The 20,787-nt window shown below is 67.7% G+C and carries 19 protein-coding genes, 2 tRNA genes, 1 other RNA gene and 2 pseudogenes; 11 read left to right on the forward strand and 13 right to left on the reverse strand.

The window, feature by feature from the left end; translation table 11 throughout:
* Positions 1 to 74: 74 nt before the first annotated feature.
* Positions 75 to 524 carry a YdeI/OmpD-associated family protein gene (locus ACRDSQ_RS28235; protein ID WP_431425210.1) on the forward strand — a complete coding sequence of 150 codons (450 nt, stop codon included), beginning with the start codon at positions 75 to 77 and terminating at the stop codon, positions 522 to 524.
* A 619-nt stretch (positions 525 to 1,143) separates the two neighbouring features.
* Positions 1,144 to 2,046: a barstar family protein gene (locus tag ACRDSQ_RS28240; RefSeq protein WP_431425212.1), complete on the forward strand. Its 903-nt coding sequence runs from the start codon at positions 1,144 to 1,146 to the stop codon at positions 2,044 to 2,046.
* Between the two features lie 188 nt (positions 2,047 to 2,234).
* On the opposite strand, the gene ACRDSQ_RS28245 is transcribed toward ACRDSQ_RS28240, so the two are convergent.
* The 4 genes from ACRDSQ_RS28245 to ACRDSQ_RS28260 form a co-directional block, all read right to left on the reverse strand.
* Entirely contained in the window at positions 2,235 to 2,825 is a 591-nt protein-coding gene (locus ACRDSQ_RS28245) for a GNAT family N-acetyltransferase (RefSeq protein WP_431425213.1), read from the reverse strand.
* Positions 2,816 to 4,306, reverse strand: a complete 1,491-nt coding sequence (locus ACRDSQ_RS28250; RefSeq protein WP_431425214.1) for an asparagine synthase-related protein — start codon at positions 4,304 to 4,306, stop codon at positions 2,816 to 2,818. Before ACRDSQ_RS28250 ends, ACRDSQ_RS28245 begins: the two co-directional genes overlap by 10 nt.
* A gap of 371 nt (positions 4,307 to 4,677) precedes the next feature.
* Complete coding sequence (locus ACRDSQ_RS28255) at positions 4,678 to 4,938, reverse strand: hypothetical protein (RefSeq protein WP_431425216.1); 261 nt, start codon at positions 4,936 to 4,938, stop codon at positions 4,678 to 4,680.
* Between the two features lie 36 nt (positions 4,939 to 4,974).
* Positions 4,975 to 5,313 (reverse strand): hypothetical protein, encoded by a 339-nt coding sequence (locus tag ACRDSQ_RS28260; protein WP_431425218.1) that lies wholly within the window; start codon positions 5,311 to 5,313, stop codon positions 4,975 to 4,977.
* A 393-nt stretch (positions 5,314 to 5,706) separates the two neighbouring features.
* On the opposite strand from ACRDSQ_RS28260, the gene ACRDSQ_RS28265 reads away from it, so the two are divergent.
* A complete protein-coding gene (locus tag ACRDSQ_RS28265; RefSeq protein WP_431425220.1) occupies positions 5,707 to 6,564 on the forward strand; it encodes a helix-turn-helix domain-containing protein in 858 nt (285 codons plus the stop codon).
* Positions 6,561 to 6,758: a DUF397 domain-containing protein gene (locus tag ACRDSQ_RS28270; RefSeq protein WP_431425222.1), complete on the forward strand. Its 198-nt coding sequence runs from the start codon at positions 6,561 to 6,563 to the stop codon at positions 6,756 to 6,758. Before ACRDSQ_RS28265 ends, ACRDSQ_RS28270 begins: the two co-directional genes overlap by 4 nt.
* Positions 6,759 to 7,067: 309 nt before the next feature.
* Here ACRDSQ_RS28270 and ssrA read toward each other — a convergent pair.
* Positions 7,068 to 7,443, reverse strand: a transfer-messenger RNA (tmRNA) gene (gene ssrA, locus ACRDSQ_RS28275).
* Positions 7,444 to 7,596: 153 nt separating this feature from the next.
* Here ssrA and ACRDSQ_RS28280 point away from each other — a divergent pair.
* The 3 genes from ACRDSQ_RS28280 to ACRDSQ_RS28290 are packed head-to-tail and all read left to right on the forward strand — an operon-like array spanning position 7,597 to position 10,012.
* Positions 7,597 to 8,256: a sensor domain-containing protein gene (locus ACRDSQ_RS28280; RefSeq protein WP_431425223.1), complete on the forward strand. Its 660-nt coding sequence runs from the start codon at positions 7,597 to 7,599 to the stop codon at positions 8,254 to 8,256.
* The gene (locus ACRDSQ_RS28285; RefSeq protein WP_431425225.1) at positions 8,253 to 9,380 is read left to right on the forward strand and encodes a sensor histidine kinase; all 1,128 of its coding nucleotides are present in this window, start codon (positions 8,253 to 8,255) and stop codon (positions 9,378 to 9,380) included. The genes ACRDSQ_RS28280 and ACRDSQ_RS28285 overlap by 4 nt, the downstream gene beginning before the upstream one ends.
* On the forward strand, positions 9,368 to 10,012 hold the full coding sequence (locus ACRDSQ_RS28290; RefSeq protein WP_431425227.1) for a response regulator transcription factor: 645 nt from the start codon (positions 9,368 to 9,370) through the stop codon (positions 10,010 to 10,012). The genes ACRDSQ_RS28285 and ACRDSQ_RS28290 overlap by 13 nt, the downstream gene beginning before the upstream one ends.
* Before the next feature lie 38 nt (positions 10,013 to 10,050).
* Here ACRDSQ_RS28290 and ACRDSQ_RS28295 read toward each other — a convergent pair whose 3' ends face one another.
* Positions 10,051 to 12,243, reverse strand: coding sequence for a S8 family serine peptidase (locus ACRDSQ_RS28295; RefSeq protein ID WP_431425229.1), 2,193 nt, complete (start codon positions 12,241 to 12,243; stop codon positions 10,051 to 10,053).
* Positions 12,244 to 12,641: 398 nt separating this feature from the next.
* Here ACRDSQ_RS28295 and ACRDSQ_RS28300 point away from each other — a divergent pair, with 398 nt between their 5' ends.
* The 4 genes and pseudogenes from ACRDSQ_RS28300 to eccCb form a co-directional block, all read left to right on the forward strand.
* Positions 12,642 to 13,019: a hypothetical protein gene (locus ACRDSQ_RS28300; RefSeq protein WP_431425231.1), complete on the forward strand. Its 378-nt coding sequence runs from the start codon at positions 12,642 to 12,644 to the stop codon at positions 13,017 to 13,019.
* Positions 13,012 to 13,815: a caspase, EACC1-associated type gene (locus ACRDSQ_RS28305; protein ID WP_431425233.1), complete on the forward strand. Its 804-nt coding sequence runs from the start codon at positions 13,012 to 13,014 to the stop codon at positions 13,813 to 13,815. Before ACRDSQ_RS28300 ends, ACRDSQ_RS28305 begins: the two co-directional genes overlap by 8 nt.
* Positions 13,816 to 13,847: 32 nt before the next feature.
* Positions 13,848 to 14,336: pseudogene (locus ACRDSQ_RS28310) on the forward strand (FtsK/SpoIIIE domain-containing protein); the annotation flags it as partial.
* A gap of 241 nt (positions 14,337 to 14,577) precedes the next feature.
* A pseudogene (gene eccCb / locus ACRDSQ_RS28315) lies at positions 14,578 to 15,696 on the forward strand (type VII secretion protein EccCb); the annotation flags it as partial.
* Positions 15,697 to 15,914: 218 nt separating this feature from the next.
* Here the strand turns inward: eccCb and smpB are convergent.
* The 7 genes from smpB to ACRDSQ_RS28350 form a co-directional block, all read right to left on the reverse strand.
* Positions 15,915 to 16,388, reverse strand: a complete 474-nt coding sequence (gene smpB, locus ACRDSQ_RS28320) for an SsrA-binding protein SmpB (RefSeq protein ID WP_091373415.1) — start codon at positions 16,386 to 16,388, stop codon at positions 15,915 to 15,917.
* 46 nt (positions 16,389 to 16,434) lie between these two features.
* Positions 16,435 to 17,337: a permease-like cell division protein FtsX gene (ftsX, locus tag ACRDSQ_RS28325; RefSeq protein WP_431425235.1), complete on the reverse strand. Its 903-nt coding sequence runs from the start codon at positions 17,335 to 17,337 to the stop codon at positions 16,435 to 16,437.
* Between the two features lie 36 nt (positions 17,338 to 17,373).
* A complete protein-coding gene (gene ftsE, locus ACRDSQ_RS28330) occupies positions 17,374 to 18,063 on the reverse strand; it encodes a cell division ATP-binding protein FtsE (RefSeq protein ID WP_091373409.1) in 690 nt (229 codons plus the stop codon).
* 90 nt (positions 18,064 to 18,153) lie between these two features.
* On the reverse strand, positions 18,154 to 19,254 hold the full coding sequence (prfB, locus tag ACRDSQ_RS28335; RefSeq protein ID WP_431425237.1) for a peptide chain release factor 2: 1,101 nt from the start codon (positions 19,252 to 19,254) through the stop codon (positions 18,154 to 18,156).
* A 43-nt stretch (positions 19,255 to 19,297) separates the two neighbouring features.
* Positions 19,298 to 19,798, reverse strand: coding sequence for a PadR family transcriptional regulator (locus tag ACRDSQ_RS28340; RefSeq protein WP_431425245.1), 501 nt, complete (start codon positions 19,796 to 19,798; stop codon positions 19,298 to 19,300).
* Between the two features lie 477 nt (positions 19,799 to 20,275).
* Positions 20,276 to 20,349, reverse strand: a tRNA-Met gene (locus ACRDSQ_RS28345).
* Between the two features lie 296 nt (positions 20,350 to 20,645).
* Positions 20,646 to 20,719, reverse strand: a tRNA-Met gene (locus tag ACRDSQ_RS28350).
* Between the last annotated feature and the right edge of the window lie 68 nt (positions 20,720 to 20,787).

The following is a 20,787-nucleotide window of genomic DNA, read 5'->3' on the forward strand; positions in this document are numbered from 1 at the left end:
CGGCTGGCGTGTGCCCGCACTTCGAGACAGGCGCTAGATCACCTAACCGCCGACAACACATCAGGGGATCCACCATGAGATTTCGTGCCGAGCTGGAATCCACCGGCAAGACCACCGCGGGGTTCGAGGTACCAGAGGAGGTTGTCGAGGGTCTGGGTGGAGGAGGCCACCCGAAGGTGTCCGTCACGGTCGACGGCTTCACGTTCCGGACCTCGATCGCCAAGATGGGCGGCCGATACCTCCTCGGAGTGAGCAACGAACGGCGAGCGCAGGCAGGCATCGCACCCGGCCAGGTCTTCAACGTCGACGTGGAACTCGACACCGCGCCCCGCGACGCCGAGGTACCCGACGACCTCGCCGCCGCCCTGGCCGCCGACGCCGTGGCCAAAGGCTTCTGGGACACCCTGACTCACAGCAAGCAGTCGTGGCACGTCCACCAGGTGACCAGCGCCAAGAAAGCGGAGACGCGGGCGGCCCGGGTCGAGAAGTCGGTCGCCATGCTCCGCGAAGGCCGCGCGCGCTAGCGACTGCCCCTTCGGAGGGGGTGACATGCGCTCCTACATCGGTACGACGATCGACGCCGACGCACACGGCCGGCGACCATCAGGTTGTGGCTGTATCCCCGAAGACCCCGGTCGAACCCGTTGGCCGCATGGGACAAGCGGGACGCCCGCCGTCCTGCCACGCCCCCTGACGTGACCATCCGCTTCTGCCGATGAGCGGACGTGTCGGGGCGTGGCAAGGGTTTCACCTCCGCGATCGGGTCCGTCGTGGCGCCTCCTGCTGATAGGGTCGCAGGATGACCGACCCCGACGCCGGGCTTCCGCCGGAGCGGCGGTGGACGTGGGAGCATCCGGTCGGCCCGCGCTGGCTGCTCTGCGGCGACATCGACTTCGATGATTCCGATGATGACATCCCGTTGGCGCTGTGCGCGGAGATCGAAGGACTGTTCGTCGACCTGCCGCCCCGGCCGCGGGAGCGGTTCACGCTCGTCGGCTGCACCCCGGCCGGCGTGCTCGCCGACCTCCTCGACCGGCTGCCCGCCGAGGCACTCGGTGCCGAGCGAGCCTGGCTGGAAAACATCTCCTACCACCGCCCGGCACTTCGCCGTCCTGGTGGGGGGAGGATCTGGCCGATGTCGTCGTGCTCGCGCAGCGGCCAAACGCCACGATCCGGGGAACGGTCGACATCGACCTCGACGGGTTCGTCCACCTCAACGACCGCACGGATGCGGTGGTACGTCCCCGAGGCGTCGACGAATTCGTCCTCCTGGGCGGGAACGAGGCGCCCTGCGGCACCTGTCAGAACGTCACGGGCGTGTTCCGCGAGCAGGCCGCGGCACCAGTGCCACAGGTCCGGCTCCTCGGTTGCCGACCGGAACCACCGTTGCTGGCCGCGCTCGACGCGGTGGGGCAGTCGACCAAGGCCGGCCTGCGTCGCCGCTGGGTCCGCGGCGACGTCCACGCGGTCGCCACCGATGGTTCTGCTGCCCAGGTGACCGGGGCCGTGGTGTCCGGAACGGTCCACGCTGCCCAGCTGTCGCTGCTCGGCGCCGGACTCGTGGACGTGACCGTCGATGTGGTCTCGGGGGAGCCACTGCCGGCGGGGATGCTCGACATCCTGGAGCATTGGCGCACCGGACGGCCGCCCCGGCGGAATCTGTGGGCTGGCTACAACCGGGAACTGCGGCACCAGTGGGCCGGGGTGGCGCTCGGTTACCGGTCCGGTGCGCCGGACCGGCCACCCGGCACCACCTACGACCTCGACGGCCGGTTCGTGACCGACATCGAAGGGTTCTACTGCGCGATCGGCGAGGCGATCAACGGCCCGGGCGGGTACTTCGGCTGGAACCTCGACGCGCTGGACGACTGCCTCGGCGGAAAGTTCGGCGCGCAGGCCCCGTTTCGACTGGTGTGGCACGACTCGGCCGTCGCCCGCGAGCACCTCATCGTCAGTTACGACCGGCGTCTGCTGAATCCGGCGATCACCCTGGAGTATCTCCTGGACATCCTTACCGAGCACCAGATCAAGATCGACCTGCGTTGAGCCGTGCGTCGACCACTGCCACGTCACCTCGGTCTACTCTGACGAAAAGACCGTTCGGCCCGGTGCACCTGGACTTCTGCCCCGACCGGCTGCACGCGAATCCTTCCCCACGGGGGCGAGACCCGTGCCGTGCGGACATCCGCTCATGCCGCATAGCGCGACATGCAGGTTGGGCGCACTGCTGTCGATCAGATCGTCGAACTGCCGAAGTGTGCCGGGAGATAAGGCACGGCAACGAGATCGTCCAAACACTGAAACTCGGCTGGGCGGGCGAGCGACCACACCGTGATGTCTGGGCGTCGTGGGTGGGTTATCTTCCGAACCACCCGCCATCCCTGACGCCGGTAGTACCGAATGAGACCGGCATTCGCGCCGTGGTCGTCAGTCAGCACGCCCCGCCGGACCCATTGGTGGCCTTGGCGTGCGGCATGATCGAGTGCCCAGAACGCGATGACCATGCCGACCCCGTGCCCAGCGCGGGTGGGGTCGGTGACAGTGGAGACCAGAAACGTCGCAGGTTCCGCGCGCTCCTGCTCGGTCCACCCCAAGGGTGGGGTGTCGTCGGTCGCGGTCGTGCTGCCGAGCAGGGTGCCGTCGGCGTCAGTGATCACCCAGACCGGCCAGTCCGGTTCGCTGAGCTGGTCGGCCAGCGCGTCGGCTGAACGGGCAAGCCCTTGCCAGCGGCGGAATCCGCGGTCGCGCATCCACTCCGCCCGGCCGCGCACGAGAGTCACGAGCTGGTCGTGGTCGCCCGGTTCGCCGGGGCGAATCACGTACATAGCGCGGCCTCCCGTTCGGTGTGGCGGGTCGAGTCCAACGCGCGCAACGCCATCTCCAGTGCCAACACCGCGAACAGCTTGGTCTCGATCGGCCCGCCATCGCTCATGCGCCTATGCGCGTCGCGCAATGCGTCGCCATCGACGTAGCCGAGGTCGACCGTCACCGCGTCGGACATCAACGTGCCCAGTAGTGGAATACCGTACTTGCGCAGCCCGCGCTCCATGACATGCCGCATGTTCTCCCGCAAGGGTGGGTGAACAACCTCTTTCGACAGCCCCGCGCGGCCGAGCCGTACTCGACAGATGTGCTTGCGATCGCGCCACTCGACAGGAAGTTGCTCGGCGAAGCGGATCAAAGTCGGCGAGCACAGGGGCGAGACCGGCCACAGCCCGGCGTCGAGGAACTGCGGCGACCGCAGAGCGAACCCGAGCAGGGTCGACTCATTGATCACAGAGGGCGGAGCGTGGTCGTCGTCGATGTCGTCGACGGCCAGGGTGCGCGGCCCAAGCCAGGATGGTGTCGATTGATCGGCGTGACATCCGGGAATCTTGTTCGCTGCGTCCCACTCGGCACCGCGCAGGCTCACCAGCTCGTCGCCACCGTCGCCGGTGAATACAGTGCGGACGCCGCGTTGTCGGGCGTGGTGGAGCATCAGCTCGACCGCCTCGAAATAGGGTTCAGAGGTCGGGTGGACGTAGTCGCCGCGGGCGCGGCGGCCGTCAGGATTGAGTGGGGCGAGCGGGAGCATGTCGATGCGCATGTCGTCGAACCCGAGATGCGCCAGCATCTCGGCGCGCCGGCGGATCTGCTGTTCGCCCGCGTCGCCGCCGATCATCAGGGCGTAGGCGAGTATGCGTCCGCGGTGGTGTTCGGCGAGGGTCATCGCGACGTTGGCCGAATCCATCCCCCCGGACAGTTCTACGGCGGTCTGGTCCGGGTCGAACGGCCGTTCGTTCACCGCGTCGGCGAGACAGTCCCGGTAGACATCGATGATGTCGACCCCCGGGCGGACGTCACGGGGTCGAGCGCGCAGGGCGGGCTCGGGGTAGAACATCGCCAACCCGTCCTGGCCGTAGGTGGCATGCGCGCGTTCGGTTAGCTCGAACACGCCTTTGAACAAAGTCCGCCGCGTATAGCGTGAGCGCTGGGTAAGAAGACGAGCGACAGCCGCGTCGTCGAGCGCGTCGACAATGAACCAGTCGCGTAGGTCCGGCAGTGACCACGAGCCGCGCAGCCGACCACCCGCGTCGGACAGGTAGACCGGCGCCGTACCCCAGAGGCCAGCGGTCACACGAAATGCGGTGTCTGGCTCACACTCGACGAGCAGGTAGTCGAGCGGCCAGGCGCGCACTTGGTCGACCATCCGCCGGTACGTCGAGGTGTCGACGATGGTCGGCGCGCCGAACACACCAAGCGGGAGCACTCCCACCGTGCGTTCACGAACGACGATGAACGTCGACCGGCCGTCTGTGACCGCCAAGTGTTCGAGCATGGGGTGCGGGTACGGGCGGATCGTGCTCACTCCGTCCGACCAATGGTCGCCGGTCCAGCGCCACGGGTGACGCGATGGAGCCAAGCGAAGAGAGAACTTCAACACGGTGCGGCCTCCCAACCGCCAGGCATCGGGGACACGCGGAACGGCGTGCCCCCGACGCAGTCGGTCAGATCTCGTCGTACTTGCCGCGCGTATCGTGGTCGCCGGGAACCTTGTGGTATTCGCTGAGGCCAAGTTCGAGGATCAACGGACCCGCGAACACGTCGTCGAAGTTGTCCACCATTTCTCCAATCTGGACGCCCGGTCGGGCACCATTTGTGAGGATTCACTGCACCCCGGCGCTGCCAGGGCTGGCCTCAAACGTTGAGCGGGCGCAAAGGGAACAGGTCCTCGTATCCGCACAGCAAGCCGTAGGGGCCATGTCGGATTGGCATCGGCGGAACGATCGGAGCCGTCGCGACGGGCGTGTACTCCGCGCACAGTGCGGCAACGGTTGTCGCCGCACCACGCGGGTCGGCGTGCTGACCGCGGGACGGCCGCAGATAGTAGGCGAGGGTGACTCCAAGGCCCACCACGGAAAGCAGCGCAAGGACCGAGCCAAGTGCAAGCAGGTTCATGACAACCTCACGGGAAGACCGGAACGGCGCGATTGATCAGGCGCGGGCATCAGCAGGGGTCCACAGCCGGCTCGGCACGCGAATGAGGCGAACCGGCGCGCCTGGCTCACCAGGAGCCGGGAGCTCCAGCAGATCGGCGACAACCTCCATGAGCCCTCCCTCGGCCTTCCATACGACGGCATGGGTGGCGAACATGTTGGAACAGGCGGCATCGTTGGACGAGCGGACTGCGATCGCGTCGTTCTCGCCCCAAATCTGCACGACGTCGGTGTAGGGCGCGTCCCACCCGAACGAGAGCACGAGTCGATCGGGAATCGGAATCGACCGAAAACCACGACGCACGAGCGCACGGAGCGCGTCGTCAGCCGTGTTCACCGCGGCTCCTCGACGATCGAGGCGGAGTCGATCCCATCACTCACGTGGAACGCCTGCCGGTACTCCCACCAATCGAGCAGCGCACCCCCTAACCGCAAGAGGAAACACAGCCCGACCACGGCAGCCACCGCGGCCTCAACGCCTGACACATCCATCACGCCTCCCGTCCCATGTGCCCGTGCTGCCAGGGGTGGAGCGCCGGTTTGACCGGCGCCCCACCCGTCGAACGCCGGGTCAACGAGGGCGCTTCACGACCAAGTTCGCCGCCCACCCCTCGGGGCACGCTGACCCGACGACATGAACCTAGTGACGTGTACGTACACGAGTCCATCGCCCAATCGTGTACGTACACTGCTCGAAGTAACACTTGTCGTAAGGGGATAGGGTCGCGCCATGGCTTCACCGACGCGAGCGAAGAAGCGCTTGGGCAACTACCTGGCAGAGCTGCGGAAGGCCCGCGGGCGAGATCAACCAGATCTGGCCAACGCACTTCGAACAACACGGGTTTCGCTGTCGCGGTACGAATCGGGCCACGTCCTACCGCCATGGGCGATGACGCAGCTCCTGCTCAAAGAACTCGATGCCTCAGACAGCGAGCGGAGCGAAGCGCTGGCACGTTGGGAAGAGGCGAACGACGAGCCTCCGTCCGTGCGTCTGCCCACGGATGCACCGAAGGCATTCCGAACACTCGTCAACGCAGAGCGTCAGGCCTCCAAGGTCCAGAACATCTCGGTGATGGCCATCCCCGGATTGCTCCAGACCGAACGCTACGCCCGCGCGCTGTTCGACGCCGCCCATCGCTTCCACCGCCCGGACGCCAACCCGACAACCGTCATCAACTCGCGGCTGGCGCGGCAGAAGCGCTTGGACGGACATGACCCACTGGCCCTGCACGTCCTGCTCGACGCCGCCTTGATCGAACGCCAGGTTGGTGGTCCTGAGGTCATGTGCGAACAACTCGAACACCTGCTCCGCGCGGGCGAACGCCCGAACATCACGCTCCAGGTCATCCCGTTCAAGACCGGCGCCTACGGCCCGATGGGTGGCCCGTGCACGATCGTCAACTACCCGGATCCCGCGGATCCACCCGGCGTCTACCTCGAATATGTAGCGGGTGGCGCCTGGGTAGACAATGAGGTCGATGTCAAGCGCTTCACGACCATGTTCGACGACGTGGCGAACGTCGCCCTGTCAGCGGCCGACACGTCGAGCCTGATCCGCAAACGACTCGGGGCACTAGGAGATCGATGAGCACAACCGAATGGCGCAAGAGTTCCTTTTCGCAAGGAGGGACGAACGACTGCGTCGAGTTGGCCTTGAGTGCCTCACTTGCCCGGGTACGGGACTCAAAGGCCCCGGCAGGTGGAGCACTCCGGTTCGACGTGGACCTCTTCAAGGGATTCGTCCGGGTCGTCAAGGACGGCTTGATCGACAGTCAGTCCTGACACTCGCGGCGGGGCACCCACAACCGGGGTGCCCCGCTCCGTACACGGACGCGTTTGCGCTCACTGGTTCCCGCGACCGTCGGGCCTGAGATCGCGAGGTTGACCGGCTTCACCGAAGGCCAGTGGATGTGCTGGCGGCCTGGGGGGAGTCGTTCGAGCACCTCGCCTAGCCGCACCCGATCGTCATGCCACCGAGCGAGCGGCCGTCGGACCTCATGCAGCAACAAGCCCCGACCGCGTTAAGCGGCCGGGGCTTGTTCCGGTTCGAACGGATTCACAGTTCGATCATGAATCCGCAGGTCAGAGACCTAGTGGAGGTGCCGGGAATCGAACCCGGGTCCTCTGTCGCTTCATCAGGGCTTCTCCGTGCGCAGTCCGCCTTGTCTCTACTTGGCCCCACCGGTCACGCGAACAAGCCGGTGTGACGAGCCCAGTCACTGTTTGTTTCCCAACCAACCCCCGTGACCGAGGCTGGCGGTAGTCCTCCTAGCTGATGCCGGGATCCAGGGCGGAGGCATCCCTGGGCCGACAGACCCGACCCGCTACTTAGGCAGCGAGGTCGTAGTCAGCGCGAACGTTAGTTTCGGCGCTTATTGGTTTGCGAGCGACGCTTACGGTGGTCATCTCGCCTGCACCGGCACGCTTCCCACTGAATCGACGTCCAGAGTCGAAACCGTTCACCCCCTCGTGGATGTTCTCACCAAGGATAACGCCTCGCCCCCGCCAGTTCATTCCGGTTTCCCCAAGGTGGGGTTAGCCCCACCTCCAGGCCGGTGGTCGCCCCCATGGTTCGGGCCTCCGCGGCCGGTGATGCTTGTTCCTGACGAGAGGGGATGACATGACCACGATCCACAGTGACGGGACCCGGCCGGCACCGCCGGTGTTGGGGGCGTTGGCGTTTTTGTTGATGAATCTTGTGGTGGGGATCACGGCGTTCGTGGTCCTGGTGGTGCTGTTCACCGTGGGTATCGGCACCGCTGTGGTGTGGGTGGGGCTGCCGTTGCTGGCGTTGGCGGTGGTGCTGTGCCGCGGGGGTGGGCAGGTGGAGCGGGCCCGGGTCTACGCCCTGCTGAACACCTACATCGCCGGGCCGCACGAGCCGCTGCCGGAGACCAAGCGGTGGCTGGCGCGGGTGAAGGACACCGCGACCTGGAAGAGCCTGACGTACTTCATCCTGCTGCTGCCGGTGGGCATCGCCGAGTTCGCCATCATGGTGTCGTTCTGGGCGACGTCGCTGGGCCTGGTCTTCCTGCCGGTGTACTTCCGCTACCTGCCCGACGAAAGCTTCCGCATGGGCGACTGGGACCGCCCGTTCCTGGTGGTCGACTCGACGGTCGAGGCGCTGCCGTTCGCGGCGCTGGGGGTGTTGTTGCTGGCCTTCACCGTTGCGTTGACCAAGGGCATGGCGGCGGCGCACGCTCGGTTCGCCAGGGTCATGCTGGGTCCGGTTCGACCGCCCGCGCGCTCGTGGCAGCCTGTGACCGGGGGTGTGATGTGACGACGCGGCAGTATCCGCATCCGGCGGCTTCGATCGCCTATCTGCTGGGCGCCTTCCCGCTGAGCTTGTTCACGTTCGTGACGACCGTGGTCCTGATGTGCGTGGGCGTGTCGACGGTGATCATCTGGGTGGGGGTCGTCATCCTGGTCGGTGCCGCGGTGGCCGCCCGGGCCTTCGGCAACGCCCACCGGTACTGGGCACGGACGCTGACCGGGGCCGACCTTCCGACGGAGCCGGTGCTGCCCGACTCGGGCGAGGGCATGCTGCGGCAGTGGCGGACCCTGCTCACCGACCGCCGGACGTGGCGGGACTTCCTGTACCTGATGCTGGAGTTCCCGCTGTCCATCATCGGCTTCGCCCTCGCCGTCGCGAGCATCCCGCTGGTCCCGCTGGCCCTGTGGGTGGCCCCGCGCTACGCGTGGCTGCATTCGCAGCTCGCCCTGGCGATGCTCGGGCCGGACCGCACGGCCGACCTCACCGCGAAGGCCGAGCGGCTGCAGGCCTCCAGGGCCCGCGGGGTCGACGCCGCCGAGGCCGAGCGGCGCCGCATCGAGCGGGACCTGCACGACGGCGCCCAGCAGCGGCTGGTGGCGGTGGCGATGGGGCTGGGCCGGGCCAAGGGCAAGTTCGACGCCGACCCGGAGGGTGCCCGCAGCCTGCTCGACGAGGCCCACGCCGACGCCAAACTGGCCGTCGCCGAACTGCGTGACCTGGCCCGCGGCATCTACCCGGCCGTCCTGGGCGACCGCGGCCTCGACGCGGCCCTGTCGTCGCTGGCGGCCCGGTGCCCGGTGCCGGTGGAGGTCACCGTGACCGTCGAGCCGCGCCCGCCCGCGGCGGTGGAGAGCACCGCGTACTTCATCGTGGGCGAGTCACTGACCAACATCGCCAAACACTCGGGCGCCACCACGGCCACGATCCGCGTCTGGCGGGAGGAGCGTCCCGCTGGTGAGCAGGTCATCGTGGAGATCACCGACAACGGCACGGGCGGCGCCGACGTCCGTGCCGGGGGTGGGCTCGCGGGCCTGGCCGACCGCGCTGCCACGATTGACGGTGTGATGACAGTGGTGAGCCCCCATGGCGGGCCGACAGTGATCAGGGCGGACCTCCCGTGCGCGTGGTGATCGCCGAAGACTCAGTCCTGCTGCGCGTCGGCGTCACCCGCCTGCTGGCGGACGAGGGCATTGACACCGTGGCGGCGGTGGAGGACGGCGACAGCCTCCTCACCGCCGTCACGGAACACCGCCCGGACCTGGCGATCGTCGACGTCCGAATGCCCCCGAGCTTCACCGACGAAGGCCTCAGGGCCGCCCTGCGGGCCCGGGTGGAACTCCCGGGCCTACCGGTCCTCGTGCTCTCCCAATACGTCGAAGAGCGCTACGCCGTGGAACTGCTCGCAGGCGGCGCGGGCGGAGTCGGCTACCTGCTCAAGGAACGAGTCGCCGATGTCGCGGAATTCGTCGACGCGGTCCGGCGGGTCGCCAACGGCGGAACGTGCATCGATCAGGAGGTGATCGCGCAGCTCATGGCCAGAGGACGCCGCAACCCGATCGACCTGCTGACACCACGGGAAAGAGAAGTGCTGGGACTGATGGCCCAGGGACTGTCCAATGTGGCCATCGCGAAGACGCTGACCGTCTCGGACGGCGCCGTGGAGAAGCACGTGGGCAACATCTTCTCCAAGCTGGGCCTCGAACCCAGCAGCGTCGAACACCGCCGAGTCCGCGCGGTGCTGACCTTCCTGGAACGCACATAGCCCTTGGGCGGCAAGGAAACCCTTGCCGCCCAAGGCACTCACGCGACGGACACGGTCACATCGTCAACCAGGAACGACGTCTGCAGGTTGCTGTCCTCAGTGGACGCGAAGCGCAGGGTCACGGTCTGGCCCGCGAACTCCGCCAGGTCATAGGTGATCTGCCGATACCCGGACGCGTCGACGTTGGAGAAGCTGCCCAACGTCTTGCCACCGGCCGAAACGGTCATCCGGTCGTAGGCGGTCGGCTCATTCTCGTCGGTGTCGATGAGCAGCCAGAACGACAGCTTCGCGCTCGAACAGCCCGCGGGAACAGCCACAGCCTGGGAGAAGGACTCATTGCTGACCGAGCCCCAGCCGCCGAGCCAAGCACTCCACGTCCCCCCATGCGCGGGATACGCGCGATGCTGCCCGATGACATTCACTGACGAGGTCCACCCGGTGGCGCCGGACTCGAACCCAGGGTTCACCACCTTCTGCGCGGGCGGACAAGACCCACCGGTCACCGTCCACGTGAACGAAACCGAAGCACTCGCACCAGAACTGTCCCGAACATCCACCTTCACCGCGAAAGCCCCCGCGGCCGAAGGAGTTCCACCGATGATCGCGACATCGGTGTCAGTCGGGTTCAACGCGATCCCACCGGGCAGCCCGTTGGCGGCCCACGTGTACGGCCCCGTCCCGCCGGAGACGACCAGCTTCACTCCCGTGTCCACCCCGACCTTCCCGGTCTGGTCACCCGGACTCGGCAGCGTGAGCTGCCCACCACCGGTGACAGTCCACGTGAAGGTGGCCGTCGCCGTGGTGCCCGCGGCGTCCTTGACCGTCACCGAGGCGTTGTAGGAGCCCGCCGTGGTGGGTGTGCCCTCGACCGCGACCGACTGCGTCGTGCTCGGCCCCACCGCGATGCCCGGCGGCAGACCGGTTCCCGACCAGGTGTACGGCGCCGTGCCTCCGGTGGCGGAGACCTTGACGCTCGTCGCGACCCCGACGGTTCCGGTCTGGTTCCCCGGGCTCGGCAGCGCCACCGGGTTCGACGGTGTGCCCGGGTCGATGTAGAGCAGCCGGTTCGGCGACCCCGTGCCCGGGTTGGTGACCTTGTTCGGTGTCGACGCCGCGATCAGGCCCGCCTGCACCTGCGCCGGAGTGTCCGACGGCCGGTTGCCCAGCCAGACCGCGGCCGCCCCGGCGACGTGGGGCGCGGCCATCGACGTGCCGCTGATGGTGTTCGTCGCGGTGTCGTTGGTCATCCAGGCCGACGTGATTCCCACGCCGGGCGCGAAGATGTCGGTGCAGGTGCCGAAGTTGGAGAAGCCGGCGCGCGCGTCGTTGCGGTCCGACGCGTTGACCGTGATGCCCTCCGTGACGCGGGCGGGCGAGTAGTTGCAGGCGTTCCCGTTGTCGTTGCCCGACGCGAGCGCGTACGTGATGCCCGCGGCGATCGAGTTGCGGACCGCCGTGTCGAGCGAGGCCGCCGCCCCGCCGCCGAGGCTCATGTTGGCCACGGCGGGTTTCACCGCGTTGCGGGTCACCCAGTCGACGCCGCTGATCACCCCGGTGTTCGAGCCGGACCCGGAGCAGTTGAGCACCTTGACGGCGACGACCTTGACGCCCTTCGCGACGCCGTATTCCTTGCCGCCCACCGTGCCCGCGACGTGCGTGCCGTGGCCGTGGCAGTCGGTGTTGTTGCTGTCCACGGTGTTCGTGCCCCACGTCGCGCGGCCCTCGAACGTGCTGTGGGAGACGCGGACACCGGTGTCGATCACGTAGGCCGTCACGTTCGACGCCCGCGTGCCGTAGCTGTACTTGTTGTCCAGCGGCAGGTTCCGCTGGTCGACCCGGTTCAGTCCCCACGACGGCGGGTTGAACTGGTCCTCACTGATCCGCACCACCGCGTCCTGCTCGACGATGGCGACCGCGGGGTCGGCGGCGAGTCTGCGTGCCTGTGCGGGCGTCATCCGCGCGGAGAACCCGTTGACCGCGTGCTGCCACGCCACGGTGACGGAGCCGCCGTATTTGTCGGTCAGCGCCGCCGCGGTCCGCGCGGAGCCGGATCTGGGCGCGGCGCTGTCCTTCACGACGACGATGTAGCTGTCCTTGACCGCGTCGGCGCGGTCGGCGCCGAGCACGACGCCCTCAGCCGCGGCGGCGGGCGTCAACCCGGCCAGCGCCAGCGCGGCGATCAGCCCGGGCACACCGAAGCGGCGCAGCCGGGCCGTGCGAACTTGTCCCATCGAAGGTCTCCCTCATGCAGGGGCCTCCGCCGTCGCCCGGTGGGCGGGCGGCGGAGACGCAGGGATTTCGACGGTGTCGCGAGTTCACTTTATTGACCAGCGCTACCGGCCGGAAACCACTGTTCAGCACATCGATATGACCTGTCGGACTTAGGGGAAAACCCTCACGGAATTCGATTCGGGCCATAGCTCGGAAACGATGGTCACCGAGCTATGGCCCGAATACGCGTCACGCGGCGAGCGCTGCCTGCGACGTCGTCGAGTCGGGCGACGAGCAGCACTCGCGGCTTGTCGTCCTCAGCGGACGCCTGGTTGTTTCCTCCCCATGTTCGCCCTGAGCGAGCAGGCCGCTTGGTATACCTAGAGCAAGCGATCGGACACTCTCTGGGGGCCAGGCGATGGGCGAAGTGACACTGCGGGTCGACGGCGGCGACGACGCGGCGGGGCTCGACCGGCTCACGACGCTGCTGTTCTCCGACCTTCGTGCGCTCGGCGTGGCCAAAGTGACCCGCGCGGACGGCGTCGAAGCCCACGGCGGCAAGTCGGGCACCACCCAGAGCATCGCCGAGCTCATCCTCACCGGGGCGCTGCCCGCCGCCGCGATCACCGGTGTCTACAAGACCGTCACCGCCTTCCTCGACCGGGCCAAGGCGCGGTCGGTCACCTGGCGCCAAGGCGACCAGGAGATCGTGCTGACCGCGCTGTCGAGCGACGAGCAGCGCAAGTTCATCGAGAAGCTCGGCGAGACCCCGCCCCGGGACCCGGCCGATGGGTGAACGGCACGCACTGCTCGTCGCCACCGCGCGCTACGCCGACGCGAAGCTGCGCGACCTGCGCGCCCCGGTGCACGAGACGCAGCTCCTCGCGCAGCTGCTCCTCGACCCGGCCATCGGCGAGTTCGACTCCGCGCCGGTCCTGCTCGACAACCGCAAGGGCGTCATCGAGTACGAGATCGAGCGCCTGTTCAACGACCGCTCGCCCGCCGACCTGGTCCTGCTCTACCTGTCCGGCCACGGTTTCAAGAACGCCGACAACCAGCTGTTCTTCGCCGCCAACGACACCGAGACCAACCGGCCGTACTCGACCGCGATCCCGTCGGTGCTGGTCCGCCAGCTGCTCGCCGAGTGCCAATCGCGGAACAAGGCCGTGCTGCTCGACTGCTGCTACAGCGGCATGTTCTCCCGCGCGGCGGTGTCCAAGTCGGCGGAGGGCGTGGAGCTCGACGCCAGCCTCGGCAAGGGCACCTACGTCATCACCGCGACGAACGAACTCGACCTGGCCTATGAGGACGAACGGGTCGTCTTCGACCGCAGGCAGCCCTATTCCCGATTCACCGACGCCCTGATCACCGGGCTGACCACCGGCGCCGCACCCCGCCCGGCGCGGACATCATCACCGCCGACGACCTCTACGCCTACCTCTACGCCGAGCTGCGCAAGAACTCCGGCGCCGAGCGCCCGCAGCTGCCGACCCGGTTCAACGACGCCCAGGGCACGATCAAGATCGCCAACGCGCGCTCGCGCAGGCTGGTCGTCGACGAATCGGCCTCCTCACCCCAGCTCGCCGACCTGATCCCGGCGGTGCGCGAGGCCGCGCCCACGGGGATGGTCGTGCCCATCGGCCAGGCCCACCACACGCCGGGCCGCACCGACGACGTCGTGCGGCTCGACCTCGCCGGCCACGACGGCCACATCGGCATCGTCGGCAAGATCTGGTCCGGCAAGTCGGCGCTGCTGCACACCCTCATCGCGGGCCTGCAGTTCGACCGCTCCGCCGACGAGATCCACTTCTACTGCCTCGACTCGGGCGGCCAGTTCAGCGCCCTGCGCACGATGGCGCACGTCAAGGAGGTCGTGGCGCCGTTCGACCACACCGCGATCGCGTCCGTGCTCGACCGGGTCGAGAAAACGATCGCCTCGAGGGACCGGCTCTTCCGCGGCGCGCGGATCGGCCACGTCGGCCAGTTACGCGAGCTGCGCAAGCGAGGCATGCTCCCCGATGGCGACAACGGCGACGTCTTCCTCGTCATCGATGGCTGGGACCAGTTCGCCGAGGAGTTCCCCGGCCTGCCCGCCGCGGTCAGGAAGATCGCCGCGACCGGACTCGCCGTGGGTGTGCACGTGGTGGTCACCGCGCGGCACTGGGCCGAGATCCCCCAGGAGATCGCCCGCCTGCTGCGCGCGCGGATCGAACTGTGTCTGGACGACCCCACCGAGTCCAAGATCGACCCCGCGCTCGCCGCGACCCTTCCCGACCGGGCGGGGTGGGGCCTGTTCAACGGCCGCACGTTCCTCGCGGCGCAGACCGATCCGGCCGACACCGAGGCGGTGCTGCTGGCGGCGGCCGAACTTCGAGGAGCTGGAACGGCAGATCCTCGATCTGGCCGGGCGCGGGCTGGGCTACGGCGTGCACGTCGTCGTCACGGCGAACCGGTGGGCCGACATCCGGCCCATGTTCAGGGACCAGATCGGCACCCGCTTCGAGCTGCGGCTCGGCGATCCGAGCGAGTCCGAGGTGAACCGTCGGGTCGCCGTCACCGTGCCCACGGGCCGTCCGGGCCGAGGCCTCACCAGCGACGAACTGCACTTCCTCACCGCATTGCCCCGCCTCGACTCGGGCAGCTCGGTCCATGACGTCGCGCTCGGCCTGCGCAAGGCGGTCGCCGCGGTCGCCGAGGCCTGGTCGGGCTGGACCGCGCCCGCGATCAAGCTCCTGCCCACCTCCCTGCGCTACGAAGACCTGCCCGCCGACGAAGGCAGCGTCGGCACCCGCTCCATCCCGCTCGGTGTCGACGAGGAGAACCTCGCCACGGTGCACCTCGATTTCGACCGGGAGCGGCACTTCCTCGCGTTCGCCGACAACGAGTCCGGCAAGACGAACCTGCTGCGGACCATCGTGTGCGGCATCACCGAGCGGTACTCGCCGAAGGAAGCCGTCGTCCTGCTCGTCGACTATCGGCGCACGATGCTCGGCTTCATCGACAGCGAGCAGCACCTGATCGGGTACGCGGTGTCGGCCAACCAGCTCGTGGGCATGGTCAGCGACGTCCGGGCAAGCCTGTCCAAGCGGCTGCCGACCTCCAGTCTCACCGTCGAGGAGTTGCGCGACCGCTCCTGGTGGACCGGCCCGGAACTGTTCGTCGTCGTCGACGACTACGACCTCGTCGCCACGACAGTCGGGGCCAACCCGCTGCTGCCGCTGGTGGAGTTCCTGCCCCAGGCGGCCGACGTCGGCCTGCACCTGGTCGTCGCCCGCCGCACCGGCGGGGCGAGCAGGGCGCTCTACGACCCGGTCGTCGGCAAACTGCGCGAGCTGAGCACGCCCGGCATCGTCATGTCCGGAAACCGCGACGAGGGCGTGCTGCTCGGCACCACCCGCCCCTCAGCGCTGCCACCGGGCCGGGGAACCCTGGTCCGGCGCCGGGAAGGCCAGTCCGTCATCCAGGTGGCGTGGACGCCGGAGCACTCACCCGCGGTGTCAAGGGATAGCAGCCGGGCCGGAGTTCCGATCGCGGGTCGTACGCGCCCACCTGGACATGCGCCTTCACGCATCGCGCGCCCGCGCGTAGAGCGGCGTCCAGGTAGTCGGCGGTGCACGTGGATGTCGACCAAGCCGGGCAGCCCGAGCGAGGTCACCCACGCGGCGACCTCACCGTCGGCGGCGGGACCCACTCACATGCCCTTGGCCGCTCGGCCGAAGGCCTTGCTGATCTCGCGCTGGGCGTCGCGCTTGGCCAGGTCCTGTCGCTTGTCGTAGGACTTCTTGCCCTTCGCCAGCGCCAGTTCGACCTTGACCTTGCCGTCCTTGAAGTACATCGACAGCGGCACCAGCGACAGGCCGGACTCCTTGATCTTGCCGATCAGCCGCTCGATCTCACCCTTGTGCAGCAACAGCTTGCGCGTGCGCCGCGGCTCGTGGTTGGTCCAGGTGCCCTGCGTGTACTCCGGGATGTGCAGGTTGCGCAGCCACACTTCGCCGTCGTCGACCGTCGCGAACGCGTCCACCAGCGACGCACGCCCCTCGCGCAGGCTCTTGACCTCGGTGCCGACGAGGACGACCCCCGCCTCGAAGGTGTCGAGGACCGCGTAGTCGTGCCGAGCCTTGCGGTTCGACACGATCACCTTCTGACCCTTTTCCCTTGCCATGACGCGTGACTCTACGTGCGGCGGGGAGCGGGCAGCGACGGGATTGTCACGTGCGGACGTAGAGACGCAGGGTGACGTAGCCGGTGATCGCCGAGATCACGATCGCGATCAGCAGCAAGATCGGCGACACCAGTGCGATGTCCGAGGCGTCGACCGACTTCACCACTCCCGCCTGGATCGGGTCGGCGAGCACGTCGTCGGCGAAGGCGACCTTGCCCATCACCAGCATTCCGATCGCGACGAGCGCGCCGACGACACCGGTGACCACGGCTTCCAAGAGGAATGGCAGCTGCGTGTACCACCGGGTGGCGCCGACCAGGCGCATGATGCCGACCTCGGTTTTCCGCGTGAACGCGGAGAGCTGGACCGTGTTGGAGATCAGCAGCAGCGCCGCGATCGCCATGATGCCCGCGATGAAGAACGTTCCGTTGCGGACACCGTTGAGCGCGTTGAAGAACCGATCGAGGAACTCGCTCTGGTCGGTGATGGTGTCGATCCCGGCCTTGCCGCCGTAGGACTGGGTGATCACCTCGGGCCGGTCCGGGTTGACCAGCTTCACCCGGAACGACGCGGGCAGCGCTTCCGGCCGGGCCAGCTTCACCAGTTCCGGCTGCGCCTCGAAGATCCGCTTGAACCGCTCGAACGCCTGGTCGCGGTTCTCGAACTCCACCGTCTCGACCGCGGGGTCGTTCTCCAGCGACGACCGCAGGCCCTTGCACGGGTCCGCCGTGCAGGCCTTGTCGTTCGCGGACACGTCGTTGGTCAGGTAGACGCTGACCTCGACCTTGTCCTGGTACAGCTCCTGGGTGTTATCGATCATCCGGACGACGAGCAGGCCACCACCGAGCAGGAAGAGCGAGATGGCGGTCGTGATGATCATCGCGATGGTCATCGTGATGTTCCGGCGAAGGCCGGTGACGACCTCGCTGAACACGAAGCTGGCACGCATCGGGGTTGGTGTTCCTCGTCTTTGGGGGCAGGTGGGTCAGCGGCCGACGCCGTAGACACCGCGGGCGTCGTCGCGCAGCACACGGCCGAGATCAAGCTCGACGACGCGGCGCCGCATCGAGTCCACGATGGAGTGGTCGTGCGTGGCCATCAGCACGGTCGTGCCGGTGCGGTTGATCCGCTCCAGCAGCAGCATGATGTCCTGGCTGGTGTCCGGGTCCAGGTTCCCGGTCGGCTCGTCGGCCAGCAGCATCAGCGGCCGGTTCACGAACGCGCGGGCGATCGCGACGCGCTGCTGCTCACCACCGGAGAGCTCGTGCGGCATGCGCTCGGCCTTGCCCTCCAGGCCCACCAGTTCGAGCACCTCGGGCACGACCTTCTTGATGGTGTGCCGGGGCTTGCCGATGACCTCGAGCGCGAACGCCACGTTCTCGGCGACCGTCTTGTTCGCCAGGAGGCGGAAGTCCTGGAAGACGCAGCCGATGGACTGACGGAGCCGGGGCACGCGGCGGCGCGCCATCCGGGCGACGTCGAAGTTGGCGACGTAGACGCGCCCCTTGCTGGGAACCTCCTCGCGCAGCAACAGGCGCAGGAACGTCGACTTCCCCGACCCCGACGGGCCGATGAGGAAGACGAACTCACCCTTGTCGATCTCGACCGAGACATTCTCCAGGGCGGGCCGCGTGGAGGTCTTGTAGACCTTGGATACCTGTTCGAGGCGGATCACGGTGGGCGAGTCTACCCGCGCGTGTTATGAAGCTGTTGCTTCGCCCAGGCTTAGCGTTTCCGCTGGTGACGGTGCGTGCACCCGTGGTGACTACTGGGTACGACGCCAGCGGATCCCGGCCTCGAGGAAGCCGTCGATGTCGCCGTCGAGCACCGCGCCCGGGTTGCCGACCTCGTACTCGGTCCGCAGGTCCTTGACCATCTGGTACGGGTGCAGGACGTAGGAGCGCATCTGGTTTCCCCAGGACCCGCTGGAGCTGTCCTTGAGGGCGTCCATCTTGGCCTGGTCCTCCTGCCTGCGGCGTTCGAGCAGCTTCGACTGCAGCACGACCATGGCCGAGGCCTTGTTCTGCAGCTGCGAACGCTCGTTCTGGCAGGAGACGACGATGCCGGTCGGGATGTGGGTCAGGCGCACGGCCGAGTCGGTCGTGTTGACGCCCTGCCCGCCGGGGCCGGACGCGCGGTAGACGTCGACGCGGAGGTCCTTGTCCTCGATCTCGACGTGGTCGGTCTGCGCGAGGTTCGGCGTGACCTCGACCGCGGCGAACGAGGTCTGCCTGCGGCCCTGGTTGTCGAACGGCGAGATGCGGACCAGCCGGTGGGTGCCCTGCTCGACCGAGAGCGTGCCGTACGCGTAGGGCGCGGTGACGCGGAACGTCGTCGACTTGATGCCCGCCTCTTCGGCGTAGGACGTGTCGAAGACGTCGACCGGGTAGCCGTGGCGCTCAGCCCAGCGCAGGTACATGCGCATGAGCATCTCGGCGAAGTCGGCGGCGTCGACGCCACCGGCCTCGGAGCGGATGGTGATCAGGGCGTCACGCTCGTCGTACTCGCCCGAGAGCAGCGTGCGCACCTCCAGGGAGGAGATGTCGGCCCGCAGCTTCTCGCGCTCCGCGTCGGCGTCGGCGGCCGCGGAGACGTCGCCCTCGTCCTCTTCGGCCAGCTCGTAGAGCACGGGCAGGTCGTCGAGGCGGGAGCGCAGCTCCTCCACCTTGCGCAGTTCGGACTGCCGGTGGGAGAGCTGGCTCGTCACCTTCTGCGCCGCGTCGGGGTCGTCCCAAAGGTCCGGACGAGCTGCCTGCTCCTCCAGATCGGCGATCTGCGCGCGCAGCCCATCGAGGTCCATCACCGCCTCGACACTCGCGAGCGTGGCGGAGAGGTCCTTGATGTCAGTGGCGACGTCCGGGTTCACGTCGAAAGAGATTACGCGGACGCGGACGCCGCCGCTGCGGCGGTCAGGACTTCGGGATCGAATCCAGCAGCTTCAGCACTGCCTTGGCCCGCGCCATGCCGAATTCGGCGATCGCCTTGGCGTACGGATCCTCGGCGGACTTGGCCGCCAGCTTCGAGGATTCGTGTTCGCCGTTGTAGACGACCTTGGCCGAATCGAGCAGCGCGACCCGCTGTTTGGCGGTGAGCGTGCTCGCGTGGACCAGGCGCAGGATCAGCGGGCTGCGAAGGTGGTCAGGACCGGGCTCGCCACCGAGCCAGCCCTTGAACGCCTTCTTGCCCGCGGCTGTGATCACGTACTGCTGGCTCGACCGCGGACCCTGCTTGCCGAGACGGACGAGTCCGTCCTCGGCGAGCGCGGGCAGCTCGCGATAGACCTGGCTGCGCGTGACGCTGAAAAAGGACCCGAAGCGCTCGCGCGCAGCGGACACCAGCTGGCCGCCGGTCTGCGGACCTTCGTGCAGCAGACCCAGAAGGGCCGCGGCAGTTGCATTCAATTCAGACACCTGACCACGGTCCCACGACATCGGCGCGCTGTCCACAGTGGCCAGGTCGCCCAGTCCACAATGGCTGATCGTTAAACAAACGGCGTTCCCACTTTTGGACGCAACCGAACAGCCCACGTCACTGGGCCCGTCTGGCGCAAGACTGGACGGTCCCAACAGGACTGACTCACCCAAAGGAGTGGCTAGCCGGGAATGCGAATACCCATTCGGCGCAGTCCGGGAAGCAAGTCGTAATCAGTGATCGCCGGGAATGATCGACATAGTGTGCGCCAGATCACGAAATTGTGTCTGTCGGCTATTCGGAGTTGTTATCAGATTCCCTACGAACGTAGGTGGCCGGGACTCCACTGCGAGAGGATCATGCGCGGATTGCGTTGAAGAGTCCTGTGTGGACCGGCTGTTTGATGATACTTCAACTTGATCGGGTCCGCCGGATAGCAAGAAGGCCGGTCCGTGTGGACCGGCCTTCCGCATCTGTAGCGGGGACAGGATTTGAACCTGCGACCTCTGGGTTATGAGCCCAGCGAGCTACCGAGCTGCTCCACCCCGCGTCGTAAGGAGAACTTTACATGGGGCTGTCCTGCGGGTTTCGGCGGGGTGCGGTTCCGTGAATTCCGGTGACGCGGGCCTGGTGAACGAGCCACAGCGACGCCCCCGAACTGAACGGGTCACGCGGGGGTCTCCCGTGGCCGTAGAGGCGCCTAAGTCGGGCCGGGGCAGCCCGTTTGCCGTTTGGCGGCGCCCGCGGCGCTGTGACGCTCTCACGCGCGAATCGGGAGGACCTGACATAAGAGAAGACCCCCGGTCGGCGCCGATGGCGTCGACCGGGGGTCTTCTCAGATCTTTGTAGCGGGGACAGGATTTGAACCTGCGACCGCTGGGTTATGATCCCAGCGAGCTACCGAGCTGCTCCACCCCGCGTCGGTAAGTGGAACTGTACGCGGGGGCTGCGGAGAGGTGCAAATCAGGTGCCCTGTCGGTGATCGGGA

It is taken from the genome of Actinokineospora sp. (assembly GCF_050699995.1).
Classification (GTDB): domain Bacteria; phylum Actinomycetota; class Actinomycetes; order Mycobacteriales; family Pseudonocardiaceae; genus Actinokineospora.

Bases quoted from the DNA above. Each gene is read 5' to 3' on its own strand.
- ACRDSQ_RS28255 (WP_431425216.1), bottom strand. From the start codon at position 4,938: ATGAACCTGCTTGCACTTGGCTCGGTCCTTGCGCTGCTTTCCGTGGTG.
- ACRDSQ_RS28280 (WP_431425223.1), top strand. From the start codon at position 7,597: ATGACCACGATCCACAGTGACGGGACCCGGCCGGCACCGCCGGTGTTG.
- ftsX (WP_431425235.1), bottom strand. From the start codon at position 17,337: ATGCGTGCCAGCTTCGTGTTCAGCGAGGTCGTCACCGGCCTTCGCCGG.
- ACRDSQ_RS28270 (WP_431425222.1), top strand. From the start codon at position 6,561: ATGAGCACAACCGAATGGCGCAAGAGTTCCTTTTCGCAAGGAGGGACG.
- smpB (WP_091373415.1), bottom strand. From the start codon at position 16,388: ATGGCAAGGGAAAAGGGTCAGAAGGTGATCGTGTCGAACCGCAAGGCT.
- ACRDSQ_RS28265 (WP_431425220.1), top strand. From the start codon at position 5,707: ATGGCTTCACCGACGCGAGCGAAGAAGCGCTTGGGCAACTACCTGGCA.
- ACRDSQ_RS28295 (WP_431425229.1), bottom strand. From the start codon at position 12,243: ATGGGACAAGTTCGCACGGCCCGGCTGCGCCGCTTCGGTGTGCCCGGG.
- ACRDSQ_RS28300 (WP_431425231.1), top strand. From the start codon at position 12,642: ATGGGCGAAGTGACACTGCGGGTCGACGGCGGCGACGACGCGGCGGGG.
- ACRDSQ_RS28305 (WP_431425233.1), top strand. From the start codon at position 13,012: ATGGGTGAACGGCACGCACTGCTCGTCGCCACCGCGCGCTACGCCGAC.
- ACRDSQ_RS28245 (WP_431425213.1), bottom strand. From the start codon at position 2,825: ATGTACGTGATTCGCCCCGGCGAACCGGGCGACCACGACCAGCTCGTG.
- ACRDSQ_RS28235 (WP_431425210.1), top strand. From the start codon at position 75: ATGAGATTTCGTGCCGAGCTGGAATCCACCGGCAAGACCACCGCGGGG.